Below are 18,554 nucleotides of genomic sequence, written 5' to 3'. Positions count from 1 at the left end.
GTCCGGGAGCCCGACATGACCGACGACCTGTTCTCCGTCACGGACCCGGCCCTCGCCCCCGCACCGGCCCCGGCGCGCTCACATCCCCGCTCCGCAGCACCTTCCACCGACCCCGCTGCGCAGGCGGGGGCTCCTGTGGAGGGTGAGCTGTTCGCCGTCGCCGAGGACGGGAGTCTTCCGATGCCGACCGGTGCCGCCGCCACGGCGCGACGGAAAGCTGTTGCTGCGACGCAGGATCGGCCCGAGCAGGCTGCCGCGTCGGATCTTTTCGGCCAGGCGGTGACCGGTACGGGGAGCGGGCCGGCGACGGACGCCACGCGGGAGCCCGCGCCGCGTCCGATCACCGCGGCGGAGTCCGAGCCGCTGTTCGGTATCGAGGCTGTCGCCGATCAGCCGGACGTCTCGGCGATATCCGCTGCGGGCGAACCGGTTTCGGAGCATCGGTTCGATTTGACGGGCCCGCTGCCCACGGGCACCACGGTACTCGAGGCGAGCGCGGGGACCGGCAAGACGTACGCCATCGTCGGTTTGGCGGTCCGGTTCGTGGCCGAGTTGGGCGTGGATGTCTCGGAGTTGCTGCTGGTGACGTTCAGTCGGGCGGCGACTCAGGAGTTGCGCGAACGGACCCGCGACCGGTTCGTGGGAGTGGCCGCGGCGCTGCGGGATCCGGAGCGGGCCCTCGCCACCGGAGACGAGCTGGTGCGGCATCTGGCGCAGGGGGTGCCGGGTGAGGTGGCGTTGCGGCGGGAGCGACTGCTGGCGGCGCTGTCGGATTTCGATGCCGGGACCATCGCCACCACCCACAGTTTCTGTCAGCGCATGCTCGACGAGCTGGGCCTGGCGGGGGAGCAGGACCCCGGGGTGCGCCTGGTGGAGAGCATCGAGGACGTGGTGTCCACGGTGGCCGACGACCTGTACCTGAGCCGGTACGCGCGCGGCGGTGCGCCGTTCCCGCCTGCCGAGGCGCAGCGGCTGGCGTCCGCCGCGGTCGGCGACTCGGCGGCGCTGCTCGCCCCCGAAGCTGAATCCGATGACGATCCGGCGGGTGAACGCGTCGCGTTCGCGGCGGCCGCCCGCGCGGAAACCGCGCGCCGCAAACGGCTTTCGGGCCTGCGTGACTTCGACGACCTCCTGGTGCTGCTGCACGACGTGCTCGCCGATCCCGAGCACGGCCCGCGTGCGTGCGACCGCATCCGCCAGCGCTACCGGGTCGCGCTGGTCGATGAATTCCAGGACACCGACCCGCTGCAATGGGACATCCTGCGCCGCGCCTTCCACGGCCACACCACCCTGGTGCTGGTCGGCGACCCCAAGCAGGCGATCTACGCGTTTCGCGGCGCTGAGGTGCTCAGCTACCTGGACGCGGTCGCGCACGCCGACAGCCGCCGGGAATTGACCACCAACCGGCGCAGCGATCAAGGCCTGCTGTCGGCCCTGGAGCACCTGCACGGCGGTGCGGCCTTGGGGCACAAGGAGATCACCGTGCACCGGGTGGCGGCGACGCGTCCGTTCAGTCGCCTGTCCGGTCCGGCCGAACGCGTGATTCCGTTGCGGCTGCGGTGTTTACCGCGTGCCGGTGCCGGACCGCTCAACCGGTCGGGGTTCCCGACCGTAGGCCGTCAGCGCGAGCGGATCGCCGTGGACGTGGCAGCCGATATCGTCGGATTGCTCGAATCCGGTGTGCTCATCGACGCGGGCACCGCGAACGAAAGGGTCTTGGGCCCCGGCGATATCGCGGTGCTGACCCGCAACCGCAATCAGCTCGACCTGGTCCGCAAGGAGCTGGAGTCCGCCGGAGTGGCCTCGGTGCTGGCGGGCGGTGCGAGCGTGTTCGGCACCCCGGCCGCCACCGAATGGTTGTGGGTGCTGCACGCCCTCGAACAGCCGCACCGCGCCGACCGGGTGCGCCTGGCCGCCGGTACCGCACTGCTGGGATACAGCGCGACCGACATCGACGCCGGGGGAGCCGACCAGGTCGGTCGCCTAAGCGCCGAATTACGTGAATCGGCCCGGCTTTTCGCCCGTGCGGGTTTCGCGGCCGTCTCCGAACGTCTCGCCGCCCACACCCGCCTCGCCCCGCGCCTGCTCGCCCTCGAGGGCGGCGAACGCCAGCTCACCGACCTGCGCCAGATCGCCCAGCTGCTCGACGATGCCGCCCTGCGTGAGGGATTGGGCTTGTCCGCGCTCACCCGATGGCTCGCCGACCGGGTCCGTGACCCCGCGTCGGGCAGTGTCGCCGACCGCAGCCGCCGCCTCGACCGCGATGCCGCCGCCGTGCAGATCGCCACCGTGCACGCCAGCAAGGGCCTCGAATTCCCGGTCGTCTACCTGCCTTTCGCCTGGGATGCCGCCAAACTGCGCAACCCACCGACCCAGCTGTTCCACGACGAGCAGGGCCGCCGCGTCCTCGATGTCGGCGGTCCCGATGCCCCCGGTTATGGCGGTCGCCGACTGCGCGCCGAAACCGAGGAGCAGGCCGAGGAATTGCGCCTGCTGTATGTCGCACTCACTCGCGCGGGCGCGCAGGTGGTGGCGTGGTGGGCTCCGGCCTTCGACACACAGACGGCGCCCCTGCACCGCATGCTGCTGGGTCGCGAACCGGGCAGTCCCGCCGTGGCCGACAAGGTGGCCGTGCCCGCGGATTCGGTGGTGCTCAAACGAATTCAGGAGTGGGCGTCGACCGCGGACCCGGGCGTCATCGCCGTCGAACCGGTGCACCGCTTCACGCCCGCCCGCCTCTCGCGCGACCTCGCCGCCACCGACTCCGGGCCCCTCGCGGCCGCCCATTTCGACCGCACCCTGGATCAGGCGTGGCGGCGCACCTCGTATTCGGCGCTGACCGCCGGTGCACACGAGGCGTCCCACGCCGCCGAACCGCCCGACGGCAGCACGGTCGCCGACGAACCGGCCACCCCGACCGTCCTCGCCGACGATCACGAGCTGGGCTCGGGGGCCCTTGTCTCCCTGATGAATTCGCTGCCCTACGGTGCCGAGTTCGGCACCCTCGTGCACGAGGTCCTCGAATACGTCGACACCGATGCCGCCGATCTGGCCGCCGAGATCCGCACCCGCTGCGATCACGCGGTCACCGAGCAGATGTTCGACGCCGATCCCGAGGTGCTCTCGGCGGCACTGCTGGCCGTCATGCACACCCCGATCGGATTTGGCACGCTGGCAAGTGTTTCCGCGCGCGACCGGCTCAGCGAACTCGACTTCGAACTGCCGCTGTCGGGCGGCGACACCCCCACCGGAGTCCGCGTCACCGTGCCGCGCATCGCGGAATTGCTGCGCCGCCACCTACCCGCCGACGATGTGTTCGCCCCGTACGCCGATCAGCTGGCCACCCTCGACGACAGTCCGCTGCGCGGGTTCCTCACCGGCAGCATCGACGCCGTATTGCGGGTCACCGGACCGCGTTTCGTGGTCGTCGACTACAAGACCAACCGTCTGGGCACCGGCGATCTCACCGTCGCGCACTACACCCACGACCGGATGGCCGCGGAGATGATGCGCTCGCACTATCCGCTGCAAGCCATCCTGTATTCGGTTGCCCTGCACCGCTATCTGCGCTGGCGGCTGCCCGGCTACGATCCGGCCACACACCTGGGTGGCATCCGCTACCTGTTCGTGCGCGGCATGGTCGGGCCCGAAACACCGAACGGCTGCGGTGTTTTCGACTGGGAGCCGCCCGCCGACCTGATCATCGAACTGTCCCTGCTGCTCGCGGGTGACGACACCGGCCTGCCGAACGAAAGGCTCGCGCCATGACCGGCCCCGCCCCCTCGATCCAGCTGGCGCAGCGGGGGACAGGCCTGTTGCAGGTGTTCAACGCGGCCGGTGTGCTGAACGCCGCGGATGTCCATGTGGCGCTGCGGCTGTGCCGTCTCGGCGGCGAGCGGTCCGACTCCGTGCTGTTCGCGACCGCGCTGGCGGTGCGCGCGGTGCGCTCGGGTTCGGTGTGCCTCGAGGTGCGTCGCATGCACGAGATCGGCGTCGACGCCGAGGGCACCGAGGAATCCGCCATCGATCCGGCAACCCTGCCCTGGCCCGAGGTGGAGTCGGTGATCTCCGCGCTGCGCGTCAGCCCCCTGGTGATGGGAAGCCCGGCCGGACCGCTGCGCCCCCTGCGCCTGATCGACCCGCCCGGCGCGTCCAGCGGACCGCTGCTCTATCTCGACCGGTACTACCGGCAGGAGGAGACGATCCGCCGCGTTCTCACCGAGCGCGCCGAAACCCACCCGATGGTGGACGCGAAACTGGTTCGCCGCGAACTGGATCGGCTCTTCCCCGAGCAGGGCGGCCCCGGCGAACCACCCGACCGTCAGCGCCTGGCCGCCGGTCTGGCCGCCACCCAGTGGACCACCGTCGTCGCGGGCGGCCCCGGCACCGGTAAAACCCACACCATCGCCCGCATCCTGGCGCTGTTGGTGGCACATCAGCAGGCCATGCCCGGCGCACCCGCCCTCCGCATCGCCCTGGCCGCCCCCACCGGCAAAGCGGCTGCGCGCCTTCAAGAGTCGGTGCGCGAGCAAGCCGGAGACATCGGCCTCCCCGAACTCACCGCCGCCACCCTGCACCGCCTACTGGGCTGGCAGCGCGGCGGCGCGGGCCGCTTCCGCCACAACGAATTCAACCGCCTGCCCTACGACGTGATCGTGGTAGACGAAACCTCCATGGTCTCCCTGACCATGATGAGCCGCCTGCTCCCCGCCGTCCGCCCCGACGCCCGCCTGGTCCTCGTCGGCGACCCCGACCAGCTCGCCTCGGTAGACGCGGGCGCCGTCCTCGCCGACCTCGTCGCCGGACCTGTTCCCGGCCAACCGAACCCGGCCCTCGACGACATCCTCGGCGCCGACCTGCGCGCCACCGCCTCCCACCCCGACGCCCTCTCCGCCCGCGAACGCGACCGCCTCCGCGGCGGCATAGTCCGCCTGACCCGAGGCCGCCGCTTCGGCGGCCGCATCGCCGAACTGGCGGTAGCCATCCGAGCAGGCGACTCCGACACCGCCCTCGCCCTCCTCGCCGACGGCGGCGACGAACTGTCCCTCCACGACCCCGAAGACATCACCGCAGTCCGCACCGACGTCCTGCGCGCCGCCCGAGAAGCCACCGAAGCCGCCCTCACCGGCGACGCCTCCGCCGCCCTCACCGCCCTCGAATCCCACCGCCTGCTCTGCGCCCACCGCCAGGGCCCCTACGGCGTGGAACGCTGGGACCGCTTGGCAGGCAGCTGGGTAGTCGGCGCAGGGATCACCACCGATCCCGGTGCCGGCCACTGGTACCCGGGCCAACCCCTCCTGGTAACAGCCAACGACCACGAGGCCCGCGTCTACAACGGCGACACCGGCGTAATAATCCGCCTCCCCGACGGAACTCTCCGCGCCGCCCTCCAACGAGGCACCGAACCCTACCTGGTGCACCCCACCCAATTCCCCGGCGTAACAACCGTTTACGCCATGACCATCCACCGCAGCCAGGGCAGCCAATACGACACCGTCTCAGTAGTCCTCCCCGGCCCCGAATCCACCTTGCTCACAAGGGAACTCCTCTACACAGCCATAACCCGAGCCCGCCACCACGTCCGAGTCCTCGGCACCGAAGACTCCATCCGCGCCGCCATCGCCCGCCGAGTCCTCCGCGCCAGCGGCCTCCGCAACCGGGAGTAGGACACGAACATCCGTGTCCGGAGATGCGAGCTGATCACGGCTTCGGCGTCCAACCGTGGCGCTCGCGCCTTCAGTCGCGCCAAGGGCGGCCCGACCGAGCGGTGAACGCGCGATAATTGTTTCAGCCCTTGGCTTTTCGCCGTGCCGATACTGATCGGCGGGCCTCCGTCAATCGCCGATGCACGACTTCGGGATCCTCGTTGTCGTCGATCTCGTCGCTGCTTGCGGCCAACGCCTCGTACTGGGCCTGCTTGCGGGCCTGCTGATAGGCCAGCACATCACGCAGCCGCAGCCGCAGCCGAGAACTGATTCGTTCTGCGGGCAGGTCACCATTCTCGATCAGTTCGACCATCGTCGGGCGCGAGACGTCCAGCAAATCGGCGGCCTGCTGGGTGGTGAGACTCATGCTGTGCGGAGTGACGGTAACCGCCTTTCCTGACTGTAGTGAAAAGCCGTCTGGCCGAGAAGGGTTCGGCCGGGGGCTCGACGGTTCGGCTATTGGCCTGCTAGCCGAATGAAGCTGTTCCACTGTTCAACGGTGAAGAACAGCTCCGGCCCGCCGGGGTTCTTGGAGTCGCGCACACCAACCGCGTTGGCGGCGTGGAAGACTTCGACACATTGATTGCCTTGGTTGGACCGGCTCGACGTGTACCACTTGCCCATGACCGGCTGCTTCACAGCGCGTACTCCTTCGCATCTCGAAACACGAGGACTCGAAAGCACCTGTGCGTCACCGTTACAGAGCGGAGGGTCTGGATCACGCGTCTGAGAGCTAGCGCTCCCAGACGCGGCTCTCGACGAACGTCGCCCACGTGGTAGCCGGGAAAGTGAGGACTGGGCCGCGACCGCGGTCCTTCGTGTCCCGGACCGACGTCGACTCATCCGCGTGGAAGATCTCCACACACTGCTTGCCGCCTTCAGACCGGCTCGACTTGTACCACTCGCCCGCGATCGGCTGCTTCACGCCGCGTACTCCTTCGCAACTCGAGACAGGAGGTCTCTTGAGCTCTCTTCCGTCAACGCTACAGCTCGGAGGTTATCGATCGCCCGGTGGTATTCGTCGACCTCCTCCTCATGCTCATGGAACGTACTACCCAGTGCGCCTTCGGCAAATACCACTGACGGCAGCGAGGTGCCGTGCGCGCTGTCGGGGAACCGCAGCAGCGAGAATCCCTGCATGGTCAGGCCTCGGTGGGCGCCGGCTCGGAAAGGCACGATCCTGACTCCGATCTGGTCGCGCTCACCGATCTCAGCCAGCGCCCGGAGCTGTTCTGCCATGACGGACCCACCGCCAGGTTGGTGTAGCAGAACAGCCTCGGAGACAAAGGCTTCGAGCTGAAATCCGCGATCGTCGAGCCGAGATCGGCGTTGCTGCGTCAATGCCAGGCGACGTTCCATATCTACCGCCGAGAGGTCCGGTTCGTTGATCAAGATGATCGCGCGCCGGTAGGCGGGCGTCTGCAAGAGGCCTGGGATCATTGTCGGCTGATACGTGATCAGCGACTCCGCCACCGATTCCAGGCGGAGAAACTTGGGGAAGTTGGGTGCGATCTGGTCGACGTAGGACTTCCAGAATCCCTTCGAAGCTCCTTGCAGGCGTTCAACTTTCGCCTGCTCTTTGACCTCCTCCCAGAGGCTGAGCGCCTCCTCCCGCTTCTCGTTGTCGGTCCCGTAGAAGTCGAGGAGGCTTCTGAGCTGCATTGTGCTGATCTTCGTGCCCAAGCCGTCCTCGAGACGCTGGATGGTCATTCGGGACGTCTCAACTTCCAGTCCGGCAGCTAGGAGTGTTTTGCCTGACCGGTCGCGCAGTTCGCGCATGAAGTTTCCGAACGCTCTGCGAGAAACCGTCGATCCGGACATTTCTGAGCCTCGCTATCCGCAGCTTTCAGTGATGTTCAGGTTCGAACTGTGCGTGCACATTTCGTGCGCGCAGAGAGTGTGCACGCACAAAATGTGCACCCATAATATTCTGTCTGCATCACGCTGTGAGCGGTTCAAAATGGGGTGAGTAGGTGTCTACTTGATTCATAGCTCCGGCGGCGACAACGAAGAAAGTTGCCCGCCTGGGGGATTCGTCCGAAATGCACCGGGAGTCGCAATGCCTTGGGATGCTTGGGTTTTGACATTTCTGATCTTGATATCTGTCGTGATCGTCGTCGGCGCGCTGATCGAGGACATCAGGGGAGCCGGGAACTACGATCGTGAGCTGCGCGCCAGGGGCGACGAGGTGCGTCGGGCCTCGATCCGCATTCGTGGATGCGAGCCGCCCGAACATCGGGACGACGCTGTTCGCCACGGTCGGCATCGGCGGCGATCATGACCTACGAGCCCAGCGTGGTGTCGCACGAGCGCGGCACTCGCCATCAGGCGATGCAGTATCCCGGCACCGTCGAGAACATGTTGACCACGCACACCGTCTGTACGCCCCGCACGTGTGGCCGATTGGCGCTATTGCTCGAGATCTGCCTCGAGAACCAGATGCTGGGAAACCCGGGATGGGACTTCCCCATGGCACGCGTGGCCGCCGTGCGCCTGGTGGTTTAGTCATGCCGGGCGCCGTGGATCAGTGCGCGAAGGTGACCGGGCCGTTAGGCTGGCAGGCATGCACGCGCTCGGAATCGATATCGGCGGCACGGGCATCAAGGCGGCTCCTGTCGACCTGGCTGCCGGGACACTCCTGGCGGAACGCAAAAGGATCGATACTCCACACCCGGCGGTGCCGGACGCCGTGGCAGACGTCATCCACCAGTTGACCACCGCATTCGACTGGTCAGGCCCGATCGGAATCACCTTCCCCGGTGTGGTCGCGGGCGGCGAGACCCGCACGGCGGCGAACCTCGATTCCTCCTGGATCGGCACGAACGCGCGAGCCCTGCTCGGCAAGGCGGCTGGCGGTCCGGTCGAGATACTCAACGACGCCGACGCGGCCGGAATCGCCGAGATGGCCTTCGGTGCCGGGAAGGGCGTCACCGGGACCGTGTTGATGCTGACCTTCGGCACCGGTATCGGCAGCGCCCTGTTCACCGACGGGAAACTGGTGTCGAACACCGAGTTCGGCCACATCCAGATACACGGCGACGACGCCGAGAAGCGCGTCTCCGACCAGGCCCGCGAACTGCACGACCTGAGCTGGGGCAAGTGGGCAGGCCGAGTCCAGAACTACCTGGAGTACATGGAAGCCCTCCTGTCCCCGGACCTGATCATTATCGGCGGTGGTGTCAGCAAGAAAGCCGACAAGTTCCTCCCACTGCTCGAAGGCATCCGAGCCGAGATCGTCCCGGCCGCCCTGCGCAACGACGCCGGTATCGTCGGTGCCGCCATGGCTACAACGCCCGCATACGCTGCCAAATAGAATCCGGCCCAATTCCGCACTACTGCAGCGAAATTGGCCGACCAGACCCGCCCGGCCATCGAAGTGCGGGACTACCTCCGCAGTCCGAAACTCAGCCGCGTATTCGTCAGGACCCGACTACTCCATCCATCGGCAGGGCGAACCGATCGACTACAGCCGTAGTATTGCTCCTGGCTACTACGGCGTGGCCGAACAGCGAACGGCGGAGGCGAACCATGACCGACGAGGAGATCGTCGTCGCGTTTGCCCTGGCCAGACTGGATAACGCGAACAACGAACTCGACCTGGAAGACGTTGCCGCCCTGGTGGTGCGCCGCCTGACCCCCGATCAGATGCTCGACCTCGCCACCCGCAACCTCGCCACCCGAAATGAGCTGCGGGGAGCATTGTTCGAGTCCGCGGTCGAGCACGTCCTAAGGATCGTCCTGACGGCCCGAGGGCCTGTCGACTGACGAATCGACGCATCTCCGCCCGCTCCGCAGCAGGAGCGTTGGACTCAGTCGTCGATGGTTGCGATGAGACGTCGCAGGGCAGCGTGGCCAGGGGGACCCCACGTGGGTTTGCCGCCTGGTCGACCATGCACGCCGGCATCTCCGATCAGGATTCCGGCCAGGGCGCGCAGCACGGCGTATCCGCGGGTGCGATGGAAAGTATCAGCGCTACAGGACGGCCGATAGTTGTCGATGAAGCGACCGAAATGACCGTCGGGGAGCAGAATCCATCCGGCGGCAAGGTCGCAGGCCGGATCGCCAGCGCACAGATCACCGAAATCGATTACGCCGCAGATCGTCCCTTGCGCGGTGAGGACGTTCGCAGGATGCAGGTCGGCGTGTAGCCAGAGCGGAGGTCCATCCCACGTCGGTGCACGCAGGGCTCGTTCCCAGACCGCGCGTACCGCAACGGGATCGGGGATCAATCCGAACTCTGTTGCCTGAGTCAGCAGCCGGGCGAACCCGCTCGAATAGTCCGCCAGCGGCCCACCTCGGTCGCGGCCCCGAGGAGCGTGTTCGGAGGCGGGGCGATGGAGATCGGTCAGAAACGTGGCCAGGGTGACTGCGGCTTCGGTCGCGTCGGTGACGGGAGCCTGGTCCGCAGGTGTGCCCGGCACCCAGGTGGTGACGATCCAGGGATGTGGAAACCGTTGTGAGGGTTCGCCGAAGCGCTGTGGCACCGGAACCGGCAGCGGAAGCGTCGCAGCCAGGGTCGGTACCCAGGTGTACTCCTTGCGAATCAATTCGTCTGCGGAATCTGTGGCCCACGGCAATCGGACCGCGAGATTCTCACCTAGGCGCCACAGTTGGTTGTCCCACCCCAGCGCACCGAGCCGCACCGGCTGATCGGCCAGATCCGGGTGTTGGTCACGCAGTAGATCTTGCACCAGCCCCGCAGTGACCTCGATCTTGTTGTGGCCCATGCTGATCAACAGTAGGCCGAACGGGCCGTCACACTCGCGCTTCGTCGCGGAAGTGCCCAATCGTGGTGCCTGACGAAGCCCACGGTGCTTTGGCTTCGACGAGTTCGGCCGACTCGGACGGTTATTCCTACCGATCGATAAACGGCATGAGCGGCTATTGCGATCGGACCCGTCGATGCGGCTCGTTGATACCGATGCGCGACCACATACTGCTCGCATGACGGACTTCGTTATCCGAGCGGCAGGTCCCGGAGATCTGTTGGCAGTCTTGGCGATCCACGGCCAGTTGGGTGCCAATGACAGTGCCGATCCGGCACCTTCCGATCGGCAGCAACAAACCTGGAACCGCGTGATGCGCTCCGACGATCTGACGGTTTACCTGGCCGAACTCGGCGGCGAGCCGGTCGGTACAGCGGCTCAGATGCTGATGCCTCACGTGACCTATCAGTGCGCACCGACCGCGTTCATCGAAGCTGTTGTGGTGGCGGCTGAACATCGGCGCAAAGGAATCGCCCGCGCGATGATGCAACGGCTTCTCGATGATGCGAGGGCTGCCGGGTGCAACAAGATTCAACTCCTCTCCCACAAACGTCACATCGTGGATGGCGCGCATCGGCTGTACTCGTCAATGGGGTTCGAGCCTGAGGCTGAAGGGTTCCGTAGGTATCTCCAGCAGGTGCCTCCGGCCGTTCAGGCGGCCCGCGCCAAATCACGTCAGGAAGCTGCGGACTGAGGCGTCACCGGAGGGCGGCTCACGTTTCGTGCGTGCCACACCCCTGTTCGGCCTGTTCCTCGACATCCTGCCGCGTGCCTTGTCCGCTTGGGAACGACGTACCGAAAAGTCTTGTGAACGAGCCTGATTCAGCCCCGCTCATGCCACCCGCCGGGCCGAACCAGTGGCAGAAATATGCTGTCGACGACATCCTCGATATCCGCGTCGGCCATCGACTGCATCGTCATGAAGATGTGGTGACGCAGGAGGTCGACGGGCAGCGCGCGCAGCCGCGGGGTGAGCCTGGCCGGGTCGATCTCGCCGCGTTCGGCTGCTGCCGCCAGGATTTCGTCGATCACGGTGGGCGGGTGCCCGCTCAATGAGATCTCGCGCAGGTCGGCGAGGGTTGCGCCGGTCTCCTGGTAGTAGCCGCCCAGTTGCACGCCCATGACGGTCGCGAGATCGAGGCGAGAGTTGTTGAGTTCGCGCAGCAGGGCGATGAGGTCACCACGCAGGGTTCCGGTGTCCGGGGTCGTGACCGGTCGCATCTGGCTCGCGTGCGCGATGGTGGCGTGCAGCATTTCGTGTCGGCCCGCCCAGCGTCGGGCCAGGACCGGGCGGCTGGTCCCGGCGCGACCGGCGACGGCTTCGAGGGTGAACCCGGCGTAGCCGTGCTCGCGCAGCACGGCCCAGGCGGCGTCGAGCAGCGCTTCCTCCAGGGCCGCGCCGCGGCGGCGTTGGACCGGTTGAACGTCATTAGGATGCACTTGTGCATCTTATCAGGCCACAGTACTCTCGATTTCATAAGATGCAGATCTGCATCTAAATAGTGATCGTGGAGGAAGTCATGGACGCACGCAACACGATTCAGACCGAAGTCCTCGTCATCGGCGCCGGCCCGGTGGGTCTCACCCTCGCCTGCGATCTCGCCCGCCGCGGCGTCGCCTGCCATGTCATCGAACGCGCGGACGCACCCAGCCGCGCCTCCAAAGCCAAAGGCATCCAGTCGCGTTCGCTCGAGGTGCTCGACGATCTAGGTGCGGTGGGCTACATCGTGCGACAGGGCATCGTGGAGCTGCCGGTGTGCTTCCATGATCCGTCCGGCGCCACGGTCGATCGCCCGCCGACCACCGTCCCGGCCGCGCCCTACTTCCACACGCCCTACCCCAACATGCTCTGGATCGGACAATTCGATGTCGAGCACGCCCTGCGCGAACGGCTGTACCAGCTGGGCGGCGCGATCGAATATGGCGCGGAAGCGATTGCCCTGAAGCAGGATTCGGACCACGTCGCGGTGACCGTGCGAACCGCGGTGGGGGAGTGCACCGTCGAGGCGCGCTATGCCGTGGGCACGGACGGCGGCAAGAGCACCGTCCGCCACCTCATCGATCTCCCGATGAACGGCGAGACTCGCGACACCGAGCGCTGGTATCTCGGCGATGTCACCATCCCCGGCCTGCCCCGAGACCGCATCCACGTCTTCACCTCGGCCTCCGGCATGCTGATCCTCACACCCCTGCCCACCGCCGATATCTGGCAGTTCCAGAACCGCATCCCCGACGATGCCGACCCGGCCGAGCCGTCGCTCGAGCTGTACCAGTCCCTGCTCGACGACCGCAATGCCGGCATCACCCTCGCAAGCGCGACCTGGCTGTCGATCTACCGGGTGAACATCCGCATGGTCGACGACTACCGCCGCGGCCGGGTGCTGCTGGCCGGCGACGCCGCGCACGTGCATTCGCCCGCTGGCGGACAGGGTATGAACACCGGCATCCAGGATGCCTACAACCTCGGCTGGAAGCTGGGCGCGGTGATCGCGGGCGCGGCGCCGGATCTGCTGAACAGCTATGCCGCCGAACGCATTCCGGTCGCGCGGACCGTGCTGGAACTCAGCACGCAGCGGTTGGCCAGCGTCACCGACGGCGCGAACGGCGACATAACGCAGGCGGCCGACGCGCTGTCCAAGCTCGCCGACAGCGCACTGACCACCGGGCTCGGCATCCACTACGGCGATCGCGCCGCCGTCCACGGCGACCCGCATCCGGTCGCCGGTGACCGCGCCCCCAACGCCACCGGGCTGCGCGGCCCCGAAAGCACGCTGGGCCTGTTCGACCTGACCCGCGGTCCCCAGTGGACCCTGCTCGCCTTCGACATCGACGGCAGCGCAAAGGATCTCATCGAGAGCCTCGAATCCGACGAGCTGCACGCGTACCGGATCACGAGAACCCTCGGCGATGGAATGTTCGACGGGAACGGCGAATTCGAGCAGCTCTATTCACCCGCGCCCGGAGAACTGATCCTCATCCGGCCGGACGGTTACCTCGCCGACCGCGTGACTGGCACGGCTTCGAATCTGGGGAGCAGCGTGCGCGCATTGCTGCGGTTGATGCCCGCATCGTCGGTGAGGAGCGCGGGACAGGTCGCCGCCGGAAGTGCACGCTGAGGGCTGAAGTAGCTTGAGCGTGTTGGTATATCGCAATCCTCGGAGGGGACGTTGGCCGGTGTCGGTCGCAGTCGGCTCATACTTGCTCGTCACGATCACCATGGTGTGAGCCGATGACCGTGCCGACAAGCGATCACACTGTCGCCCAGGTCATCCATGCGCTGGCCGTCCTGGCCGACAAGGGCCTGCTCGACGAGTCCAGTTGGCCCGCCGTCGCCCGCGTCCTGCTCGATCAAGGCTACCGATGGCAGGCCGCTCACGACCTCGCGGCGATGAACGACCCCGAGGAGTACCTGGTCCTCGGAAAACTGAAAGACCTTGCCGCTCAAACAGAACTCGATCTCGCGGGCGGCCCGCACGCGGACCCCTGGGACGTGGTCGCTGGTCTCTACGGACGCATATGGCGACTGGGCCTACTCGACGCGATACTGGCGATGTGGCGCATGAACCACGTCTGGTACCACATCCGCGACCTGCCTCACGATCACAGCCGGGGCGTGGAGATTCTATGGACTGCCATGGGGTTGAAAGAGCTCGACGACGACCATCCTTCTCGTGACCTCCCCGCTCTAGCGGAAGCTCTTCTCGCCGAGGCTGATTCGCTGATCGAGCCTGGGGCGCTGAGCCTACGGTTGTGCCAGGCGATGCGCGAAGCCATGGACGCCGCCGGATACTGATTTCTGAGACCGATGGGGCAACTACCTGTACCTGTTCGTCGGAAACGAACGGCTGGCCCAGCGTGCAGGGATGCGCTGCACGAGCTCGAACCACGCCGACGTGTTCCGCCTCAACAACTATGGGATCGGATGTCAGTACAGGCGCGAGCCGAATTCGACCATCTGATGATGTCGGGCAAACCCGTTCATGCCATCCGCTCGGTCCGCGATCATCTCGGGGAACCGCTGCCACACCTTCACGACTGCATGGACCTACTCGTCCTACGTTCGGACGAACTCGGCTGGCGACTCCCAGACCGCCCAGACCCCGCACACCCAAACTGAATCAGAACCAGATCGGGCTCCTGGGCTACCTGGGCGCCCTCTGCACAACAGGAGGCCACACGTCGTGTGGTCGGCATGAGCGGATATTGGCGACGAGTCGGATGTCAGTCGTCTGCGGCAACGACCAGTGTCATGACGCGTCCGGGTCGGTTGATGGCGACGAGCTCGTGAAAGCCATTGATAGCTCCGACAACCCCGCCCCAGTCGTGTTGGGCATCTTGACCCAGGCTGGGAAGTTCGAACACGGCACTGTTTGTCAGCACCGGGTACACCAGCCGGTCCAATTCGGTTTGGACGGTGGCAGATACGGTCCTGCTGGCACGCTCGGCCCATTGCCGTAGCGAGAGCTGGGCGGTCGTTGAGCTGAGGTGGATGAAGCTGTCGGCGGAAATGAGGTCGAGCCGGTAGGGCCCGTGCAGACTGGGCGAGCTCTGGTCGTCGGGACCGCCGCCGGCATAGTTGTCGCGGTATTGCGGGTGACGGATCATGGCGGCGATCAGGTCTTTGTCGGATCGACTGGCAGTGATCGTGAAGGCCTTCAGGCTCACCCAGTGATATGGGCCGGAATCCAGGTGGATCAATTGCTCGTGATCGAATGCGATCGGGTCGTCCATGTTTCGAGAGTGCCATGCGCCCGCTGAGGCAACTGGGACTGACGTGGACCGAGCTGTCAGCGGCAGGATAGTGCGTTCGGTCGGCCTCGGCCTTGCGGGTCCGGACAGCCGTGGAAGGCAGGTTCAGGGCACTGACGGTGGAGATCTACCTGTGGTGAGCTGCGGTGGCAGCGAGACTGCCGAGCAGTCGCAGGCGTTCTTCGCTGGCAGATCCGGGTTCGGTGGTGAAGCCGAACATCGTCCAGCCAGGTGTGTCGGGCAGTTCCATTGCCTGGTAAGTGAATTCGAGGTCGCCGACGTCGGGGTGGTGGATGTGTTTGATGCCGGTGCGGTGGTAGCGGACGTTGTGGGCCGACCAGCGGTGGCGGAAGGTGTCGCTGCGGGTGACGAGTTCGCCGATGAGGTCGGTGAGGTCTTTGTCGAGAGGGTTTTGGGTGGTGTAGGTGCGCAGGGTGGCGACGATGTCGTCGGCACCGCGTTCCCAGTCGGGGTAGTAGGTGCGTGACGCAGGATTCAGGAACACGAACCGGGCGTTGTTGGCTTGGTTGGCGGGGTCGCTGAGCAGCGGCGACATCAGGGCGTGCGCGAGCGAGTTGCCAGCGATGAAATCCATGCGGCGGTTGCGCACCCAGGCGGGAGTGCCGGTGATCGCGTCGAGGAACCGTTGCAGTGGCGCAGGCACGCTCTGATCGGTCGGACGTCTGGTTCGCCGCGAGACCGCAGGAGGTTGGGCGGCGCGGGTGAGATCGTGCAGATGCTGGGTTTCGGCTTCGTCGAGTTGCAGGGCACGAGCGAGCGCGTGCAGGACCTCGTCGGAGACGCCGGTCAGATTGCCACGCTCCATCCGCGCGTAATAGTCGACACTGATCCCGGCCAGCAGCGAGACTTCCTCGCGGCGCAGCCCCGGCACCCGCCGGTGCCCGGTGCCGGTGGGCAGCCCGGCCTGGGCGGGGTCGATGCGGGCGCGTCGGGTCCGCAGGAACTCACGCACCTCGCTCTGGTTGTCCATACCGACCACGGTAAACCGCGGCGTTCACGGCAAGCAGTGACTGGCAGTACACGGAACAGCGGTCACTTCCTGCCACGGCTGGTCTAGCGTGCAATGGAGTCCATCCGAGAGACCAGAGCCGTCCATACCGGAAGGAACACCCTGATGCAGAACGTGACTCTGAACAACGGCGTCGAGATGCCGATCCTGGGCTTCGGGGTCTTCCAGATCCCTGACGCCGACACCGAGAAGGTCGTCACCGACGCGATCGCCACCGGCTACCGGCTGCTGGACACCGCCGTCAGCTACGGCAACGAGGAAGCGGTCGGCCGCGCCATCGCCGCCTCCGGTGTGCCTCGCGATGAGCTGTTCGTCACCACGAAACTGTGGATCCAGGACTCGCGCGGCGGGTCGGCCGAGGACGCGACCAAACGTTCCTTCGAAGCCTCTCTCGAGCGGCTCGGAGTGGACTACCTGGACCTGTATTTGATCCACCAGCCCTTCGGCGACTACTACGGCGAATGGCGGGCCATGCAGGACCTGCACCGCCAGAGCCTGATCCGCGCCATCGGGGTCGCGAACTTCTACCCCGACCGGCTGGTGGATCTCATCGAGCACAACGAGATCACTCCCGCGGTCAACCAGATCGAGACCCACCCCTTTTTCCAGCGCACGGACTACCAGAAGCAGATGGAAGAGCTCGGCGTGCAGATCCAGTCCTGGGGACCGTTCGCCGAGGGCCGCAACAACCTCTTCACCGACCCCACCCTGACCGCGATCGCCGACGCCCACGGCAAATCAGTGGCGCAGGTCGTACTGCGCTGGCTCACCGAACGCGGCGTCGTGGTGATCCCGAAATCGGTACGCCCCGAACGCATGCAGCAGAACTTCGACATCTTCGACTTCACCCTCACCGACGAGGAAATGGCACACATCACCACCCTCGACACCGGCGCATCGTTGTTCTTCGACCACCGCGACCCCGACGCCGTCCGCAGACTCAGCAGCCGCGAACACAACTAGCCGCTACCCGATTCGGGGAATCGGCGGCACTGCCGCACCTCCGCGAGGCCAATATCCACAACGCGCCCCAGCGGCCCACGGATCGCACGTCATTCGGCATTACAGGGCGTATGGCGGACGCGCCCAAGCGTCGGGATGCGCTTGTCGATGACGTCAGAGTTCGCCGATGTCAACGGATCTCAGCGTGGGCGGGTAACGCTGAAGTTCGCCGGTAGCCGCTGGTGGGATCGACCAGCTTGGCCACGTGGGCTCGGTGCCGGTGGAACACCTCAATCATATAGTGCCAGAAGGCAGCTCAGCGAGATCGGCTGGCCTCGCCGTTGGCCGTCGGTTCCACGGCTTCTATGCCGACGGCGATCGGGTCATCGTGGAGGAGACGATGAGTGCCACGCTGGCGAACGGGAATTCGTATCGCAATGACTACTGCTTCGTGTTCGAGTTGCGTGATGGGCTGATTCATCGGGTTCGCGAGTACATGGATACCGCGCGTGGGCATCGCGACGTGTTCGGTGAGGCGGTCACGGCGGGAGTGCGCTGACCTCAGTTTCCGAAGACGCCTTCGAGGCGGTTGCGGGAGCCGGGGTGCACAAGGCGGGCGACGCTGACGGGGCCGGTGGCCGACCAGGTGCGGCGGCGGATCAGGAGGCAGGGTTCGGCGCGGTCGATGCGGAGGAGGCGGCATTCTTCGGCGCTGCCGAGGACTGCTTCCACTACGTGTTCGCCGCGAGTGAGCGGGGCTACGCGGGTGAGGTAGTCGTTGGGGGTGAGGGTGGTGAAATCCTGGGCGAGGTAGTCGGGGGCCTGGGTGAGGTCTACGTAGCGGTCCTCTACCTGGATGGGGTCTTCGTCTTCGAAGTGGACCAGGACGGAGTGGAAAGCCTTGGGGCCGAGGGTTTCCCGCAGGAACGTGTGGGTGGGGTCGATAATTTCGGCGCGCAGCAGGATCACTTCGGTGCGGTGGCGGTGGCCGCGACGGGTGATCTCGTCGGCGATATTGCGGACCTCGAACAGGGGGGAGGATTTCTTGGTGGCGGCGACGAAGGTGCCGACGCCGGCTTGGCGGACGATCAGTCCGTCGGCGGTGAGTTCGCGCAGCGCCCGGTTGATGGTCATTCGTGAAAGGCCCAGGGCCGCAACGAATTGGTGTTCGGAGGGGAGTTGGTCGCCTTCTACCCAGCGGTCGGCGCGGATCTGGGCGGTGACCAGTTTCTTGACGCGGTCGTAGGCGGGGACCGCGTCGCCGCCGGCTTCGGCGTAGAGGGTGGCGAGTTCGCGTTCACCGTCGCTGGTCGTCATCCCCGCACCTGCTCCTCAACACCGGCTCCACTTCGATCACGCAGC

Annotated in this window: 19 protein-coding genes; 10 read left to right on the top strand and 9 right to left on the bottom strand. The window is 66.3% G+C overall.

Annotation, left to right across the window (positions count from 1 at the left end; translation table 11 throughout):
- The first annotated feature begins 15 nt into the window (after positions 1–15).
- Together OG300_RS14645 and recD are read left to right on the top strand one after the other, a co-directional pair.
- On the top strand, positions 16–3,768 hold the full coding sequence (locus OG300_RS14645) for a UvrD-helicase domain-containing protein (protein WP_405496148.1): 3,753 nt from the start codon (positions 16–18) through the stop codon (positions 3,766–3,768).
- Positions 3,765–5,666: an exodeoxyribonuclease V subunit alpha gene (recD, locus tag OG300_RS14640; protein WP_405496146.1), complete on the top strand. Its 1,902-nt coding sequence runs from the start codon at positions 3,765–3,767 to the stop codon at positions 5,664–5,666. Before OG300_RS14645 ends, recD begins: the two co-directional genes overlap by 4 nt.
- Positions 5,667–5,787: 121 nt before the next feature.
- On the opposite strand, the gene OG300_RS14635 is transcribed toward recD, so the two are convergent.
- The 4 genes from OG300_RS14635 to OG300_RS14620 all read right to left on the bottom strand — a co-directional run bounded on the left by OG300_RS14635 (position 5,788) and on the right by OG300_RS14620 (position 7,526).
- The gene (locus OG300_RS14635) at positions 5,788–6,072 is read right to left on the bottom strand and encodes a helix-turn-helix domain-containing protein (protein ID WP_405496144.1); all 285 of its coding nucleotides are present in this window, start codon (positions 6,070–6,072) and stop codon (positions 5,788–5,790) included.
- 89 nt (positions 6,073–6,161) lie between these two features.
- On the bottom strand, positions 6,162–6,344 hold the full coding sequence (locus tag OG300_RS14630) for a DUF397 domain-containing protein (protein ID WP_405496142.1): 183 nt from the start codon (positions 6,342–6,344) through the stop codon (positions 6,162–6,164).
- Positions 6,345–6,438: 94 nt separating this feature from the next.
- Entirely contained in the window at positions 6,439–6,630 is a 192-nt protein-coding gene (locus tag OG300_RS14625; protein ID WP_405496140.1) for a DUF397 domain-containing protein, read from the bottom strand.
- On the bottom strand, positions 6,627–7,526 hold the full coding sequence (locus OG300_RS14620; RefSeq protein WP_405496138.1) for a helix-turn-helix domain-containing protein: 900 nt from the start codon (positions 7,524–7,526) through the stop codon (positions 6,627–6,629). The genes OG300_RS14625 and OG300_RS14620 overlap by 4 nt, the downstream gene beginning before the upstream one ends.
- A gap of 456 nt (positions 7,527–7,982) precedes the next feature.
- On the opposite strand from OG300_RS14620, the gene OG300_RS14615 reads away from it, so the two are divergent.
- The 3 genes from OG300_RS14615 (at position 7,983) to OG300_RS14605 (ending at position 9,470) form a co-directional block, all read left to right on the top strand.
- Complete coding sequence (locus tag OG300_RS14615; RefSeq protein WP_405496136.1) at positions 7,983–8,210, top strand: hypothetical protein; 228 nt, start codon at positions 7,983–7,985, stop codon at positions 8,208–8,210.
- A 58-nt stretch (positions 8,211–8,268) separates the two neighbouring features.
- Complete coding sequence (gene ppgK / locus OG300_RS14610) at positions 8,269–9,018, top strand: polyphosphate--glucose phosphotransferase (protein WP_405496134.1); 750 nt, start codon at positions 8,269–8,271, stop codon at positions 9,016–9,018.
- A 215-nt stretch (positions 9,019–9,233) separates the two neighbouring features.
- Entirely contained in the window at positions 9,234–9,470 is a 237-nt protein-coding gene (locus OG300_RS14605; protein WP_405496132.1) for a hypothetical protein, read from the top strand.
- A gap of 44 nt (positions 9,471–9,514) precedes the next feature.
- Here OG300_RS14605 and OG300_RS14600 read toward each other — a convergent pair whose 3' ends face one another.
- The gene (locus OG300_RS14600) at positions 9,515–10,432 is read right to left on the bottom strand and encodes an aminoglycoside phosphotransferase family protein (protein WP_405496130.1); all 918 of its coding nucleotides are present in this window, start codon (positions 10,430–10,432) and stop codon (positions 9,515–9,517) included.
- A gap of 217 nt (positions 10,433–10,649) precedes the next feature.
- Here OG300_RS14600 and OG300_RS14595 point away from each other — a divergent pair, with 217 nt between their 5' ends.
- On the top strand, positions 10,650–11,165 hold the full coding sequence (locus tag OG300_RS14595) for a GNAT family N-acetyltransferase (protein WP_405496128.1): 516 nt from the start codon (positions 10,650–10,652) through the stop codon (positions 11,163–11,165).
- A gap of 128 nt (positions 11,166–11,293) precedes the next feature.
- Here the strand turns inward: OG300_RS14595 and OG300_RS14590 are convergent, their stop codons facing one another.
- The gene (locus OG300_RS14590; RefSeq protein ID WP_405496126.1) at positions 11,294–11,911 is read right to left on the bottom strand and encodes a TetR/AcrR family transcriptional regulator; all 618 of its coding nucleotides are present in this window, start codon (positions 11,909–11,911) and stop codon (positions 11,294–11,296) included.
- An 80-nt stretch (positions 11,912–11,991) separates the two neighbouring features.
- On the opposite strand from OG300_RS14590, the gene OG300_RS14585 reads away from it, so the two are divergent.
- Both OG300_RS14585 and OG300_RS14580 read left to right on the top strand, forming a co-directional pair.
- Complete coding sequence (locus tag OG300_RS14585; protein WP_405496124.1) at positions 11,992–13,587, top strand: FAD-dependent oxidoreductase; 1,596 nt, start codon at positions 11,992–11,994, stop codon at positions 13,585–13,587.
- Positions 13,588–13,700: 113 nt separating this feature from the next.
- A complete protein-coding gene (locus OG300_RS14580; RefSeq protein ID WP_405496122.1) occupies positions 13,701–14,264 on the top strand; it encodes a hypothetical protein in 564 nt (187 codons plus the stop codon).
- A 428-nt stretch (positions 14,265–14,692) separates the two neighbouring features.
- Here the strand turns inward: OG300_RS14580 and OG300_RS14575 are convergent, their stop codons facing one another.
- Together OG300_RS14575 and OG300_RS14570 are read right to left on the bottom strand one after the other, a co-directional pair.
- A complete protein-coding gene (locus OG300_RS14575; RefSeq protein ID WP_405496120.1) occupies positions 14,693–15,202 on the bottom strand; it encodes a hypothetical protein in 510 nt (169 codons plus the stop codon).
- 145 nt (positions 15,203–15,347) lie between these two features.
- The gene (locus OG300_RS14570; protein WP_405496118.1) at positions 15,348–16,211 is read right to left on the bottom strand and encodes a helix-turn-helix transcriptional regulator; all 864 of its coding nucleotides are present in this window, start codon (positions 16,209–16,211) and stop codon (positions 15,348–15,350) included.
- Positions 16,212–16,355: 144 nt separating this feature from the next.
- Between OG300_RS14570 and OG300_RS14565 the strand changes: the two genes are divergently transcribed.
- Positions 16,356–17,213, top strand: coding sequence for an aldo/keto reductase (locus tag OG300_RS14565; protein ID WP_405496116.1), 858 nt, complete (start codon positions 16,356–16,358; stop codon positions 17,211–17,213).
- Between the two features lie 244 nt (positions 17,214–17,457).
- Positions 17,458–17,751: a nuclear transport factor 2 family protein gene (locus OG300_RS14560; protein WP_405496114.1), complete on the top strand. Its 294-nt coding sequence runs from the start codon at positions 17,458–17,460 to the stop codon at positions 17,749–17,751.
- A gap of 2 nt (positions 17,752–17,753) precedes the next feature.
- Here OG300_RS14560 and hutC read toward each other — a convergent pair whose 3' ends face one another.
- Positions 17,754–18,509 carry a histidine utilization repressor gene (gene hutC, locus OG300_RS14555; protein ID WP_405496112.1) on the bottom strand — a complete coding sequence of 252 codons (756 nt, stop codon included), beginning with the start codon at positions 18,507–18,509 and terminating at the stop codon, positions 17,754–17,756.
- Positions 18,510–18,554: the final 45 nt, after the last annotated feature.

Source organism: Nocardia sp. NBC_00511 (genome assembly GCF_045161165.1).
Lineage (GTDB): Bacteria > Actinomycetota > Actinomycetes > Mycobacteriales > Mycobacteriaceae > Nocardia.
The sequence above is the reverse complement of the archived record's forward strand: the minus strand, read 5'-3'. Positions and strand labels throughout refer to the sequence as shown.

Bases quoted from the DNA above. Each gene is read 5' to 3' on its own strand.
- OG300_RS14645 (WP_405496148.1), top strand. From the start codon at position 16: ATGACCGACGACCTGTTCTCCGTCACGGACCCGGCCCTCGCCCCCGCA.
- recD (WP_405496146.1), top strand. From the start codon at position 3,765: ATGACCGGCCCCGCCCCCTCGATCCAGCTGGCGCAGCGGGGGACAGGC.
- OG300_RS14635 (WP_405496144.1), bottom strand. From the start codon at position 6,072: ATGAGTCTCACCACCCAGCAGGCCGCCGATTTGCTGGACGTCTCGCGC.
- OG300_RS14620 (WP_405496138.1), bottom strand. From the start codon at position 7,526: ATGTCCGGATCGACGGTTTCTCGCAGAGCGTTCGGAAACTTCATGCGC.
- OG300_RS14615 (WP_405496136.1), top strand. From the start codon at position 7,983: ATGACCTACGAGCCCAGCGTGGTGTCGCACGAGCGCGGCACTCGCCAT.
- ppgK (WP_405496134.1), top strand. From the start codon at position 8,269: ATGCACGCGCTCGGAATCGATATCGGCGGCACGGGCATCAAGGCGGCT.
- OG300_RS14605 (WP_405496132.1), top strand. From the start codon at position 9,234: ATGACCGACGAGGAGATCGTCGTCGCGTTTGCCCTGGCCAGACTGGAT.
- OG300_RS14600 (WP_405496130.1), bottom strand. From the start codon at position 10,432: ATGGGCCACAACAAGATCGAGGTCACTGCGGGGCTGGTGCAAGATCTA.
- OG300_RS14595 (WP_405496128.1), top strand. From the start codon at position 10,650: ATGACGGACTTCGTTATCCGAGCGGCAGGTCCCGGAGATCTGTTGGCA.
- OG300_RS14585 (WP_405496124.1), top strand. From the start codon at position 11,992: ATGGACGCACGCAACACGATTCAGACCGAAGTCCTCGTCATCGGCGCC.
- OG300_RS14580 (WP_405496122.1), top strand. From the start codon at position 13,701: ATGACCGTGCCGACAAGCGATCACACTGTCGCCCAGGTCATCCATGCG.
- OG300_RS14575 (WP_405496120.1), bottom strand. From the start codon at position 15,202: ATGGACGACCCGATCGCATTCGATCACGAGCAATTGATCCACCTGGAT.
- OG300_RS14570 (WP_405496118.1), bottom strand. From the start codon at position 16,211: ATGGACAACCAGAGCGAGGTGCGTGAGTTCCTGCGGACCCGACGCGCC.
- OG300_RS14565 (WP_405496116.1), top strand. From the start codon at position 16,356: ATGCAGAACGTGACTCTGAACAACGGCGTCGAGATGCCGATCCTGGGC.
- hutC (WP_405496112.1), bottom strand. From the start codon at position 18,509: ATGACGACCAGCGACGGTGAACGCGAACTCGCCACCCTCTACGCCGAA.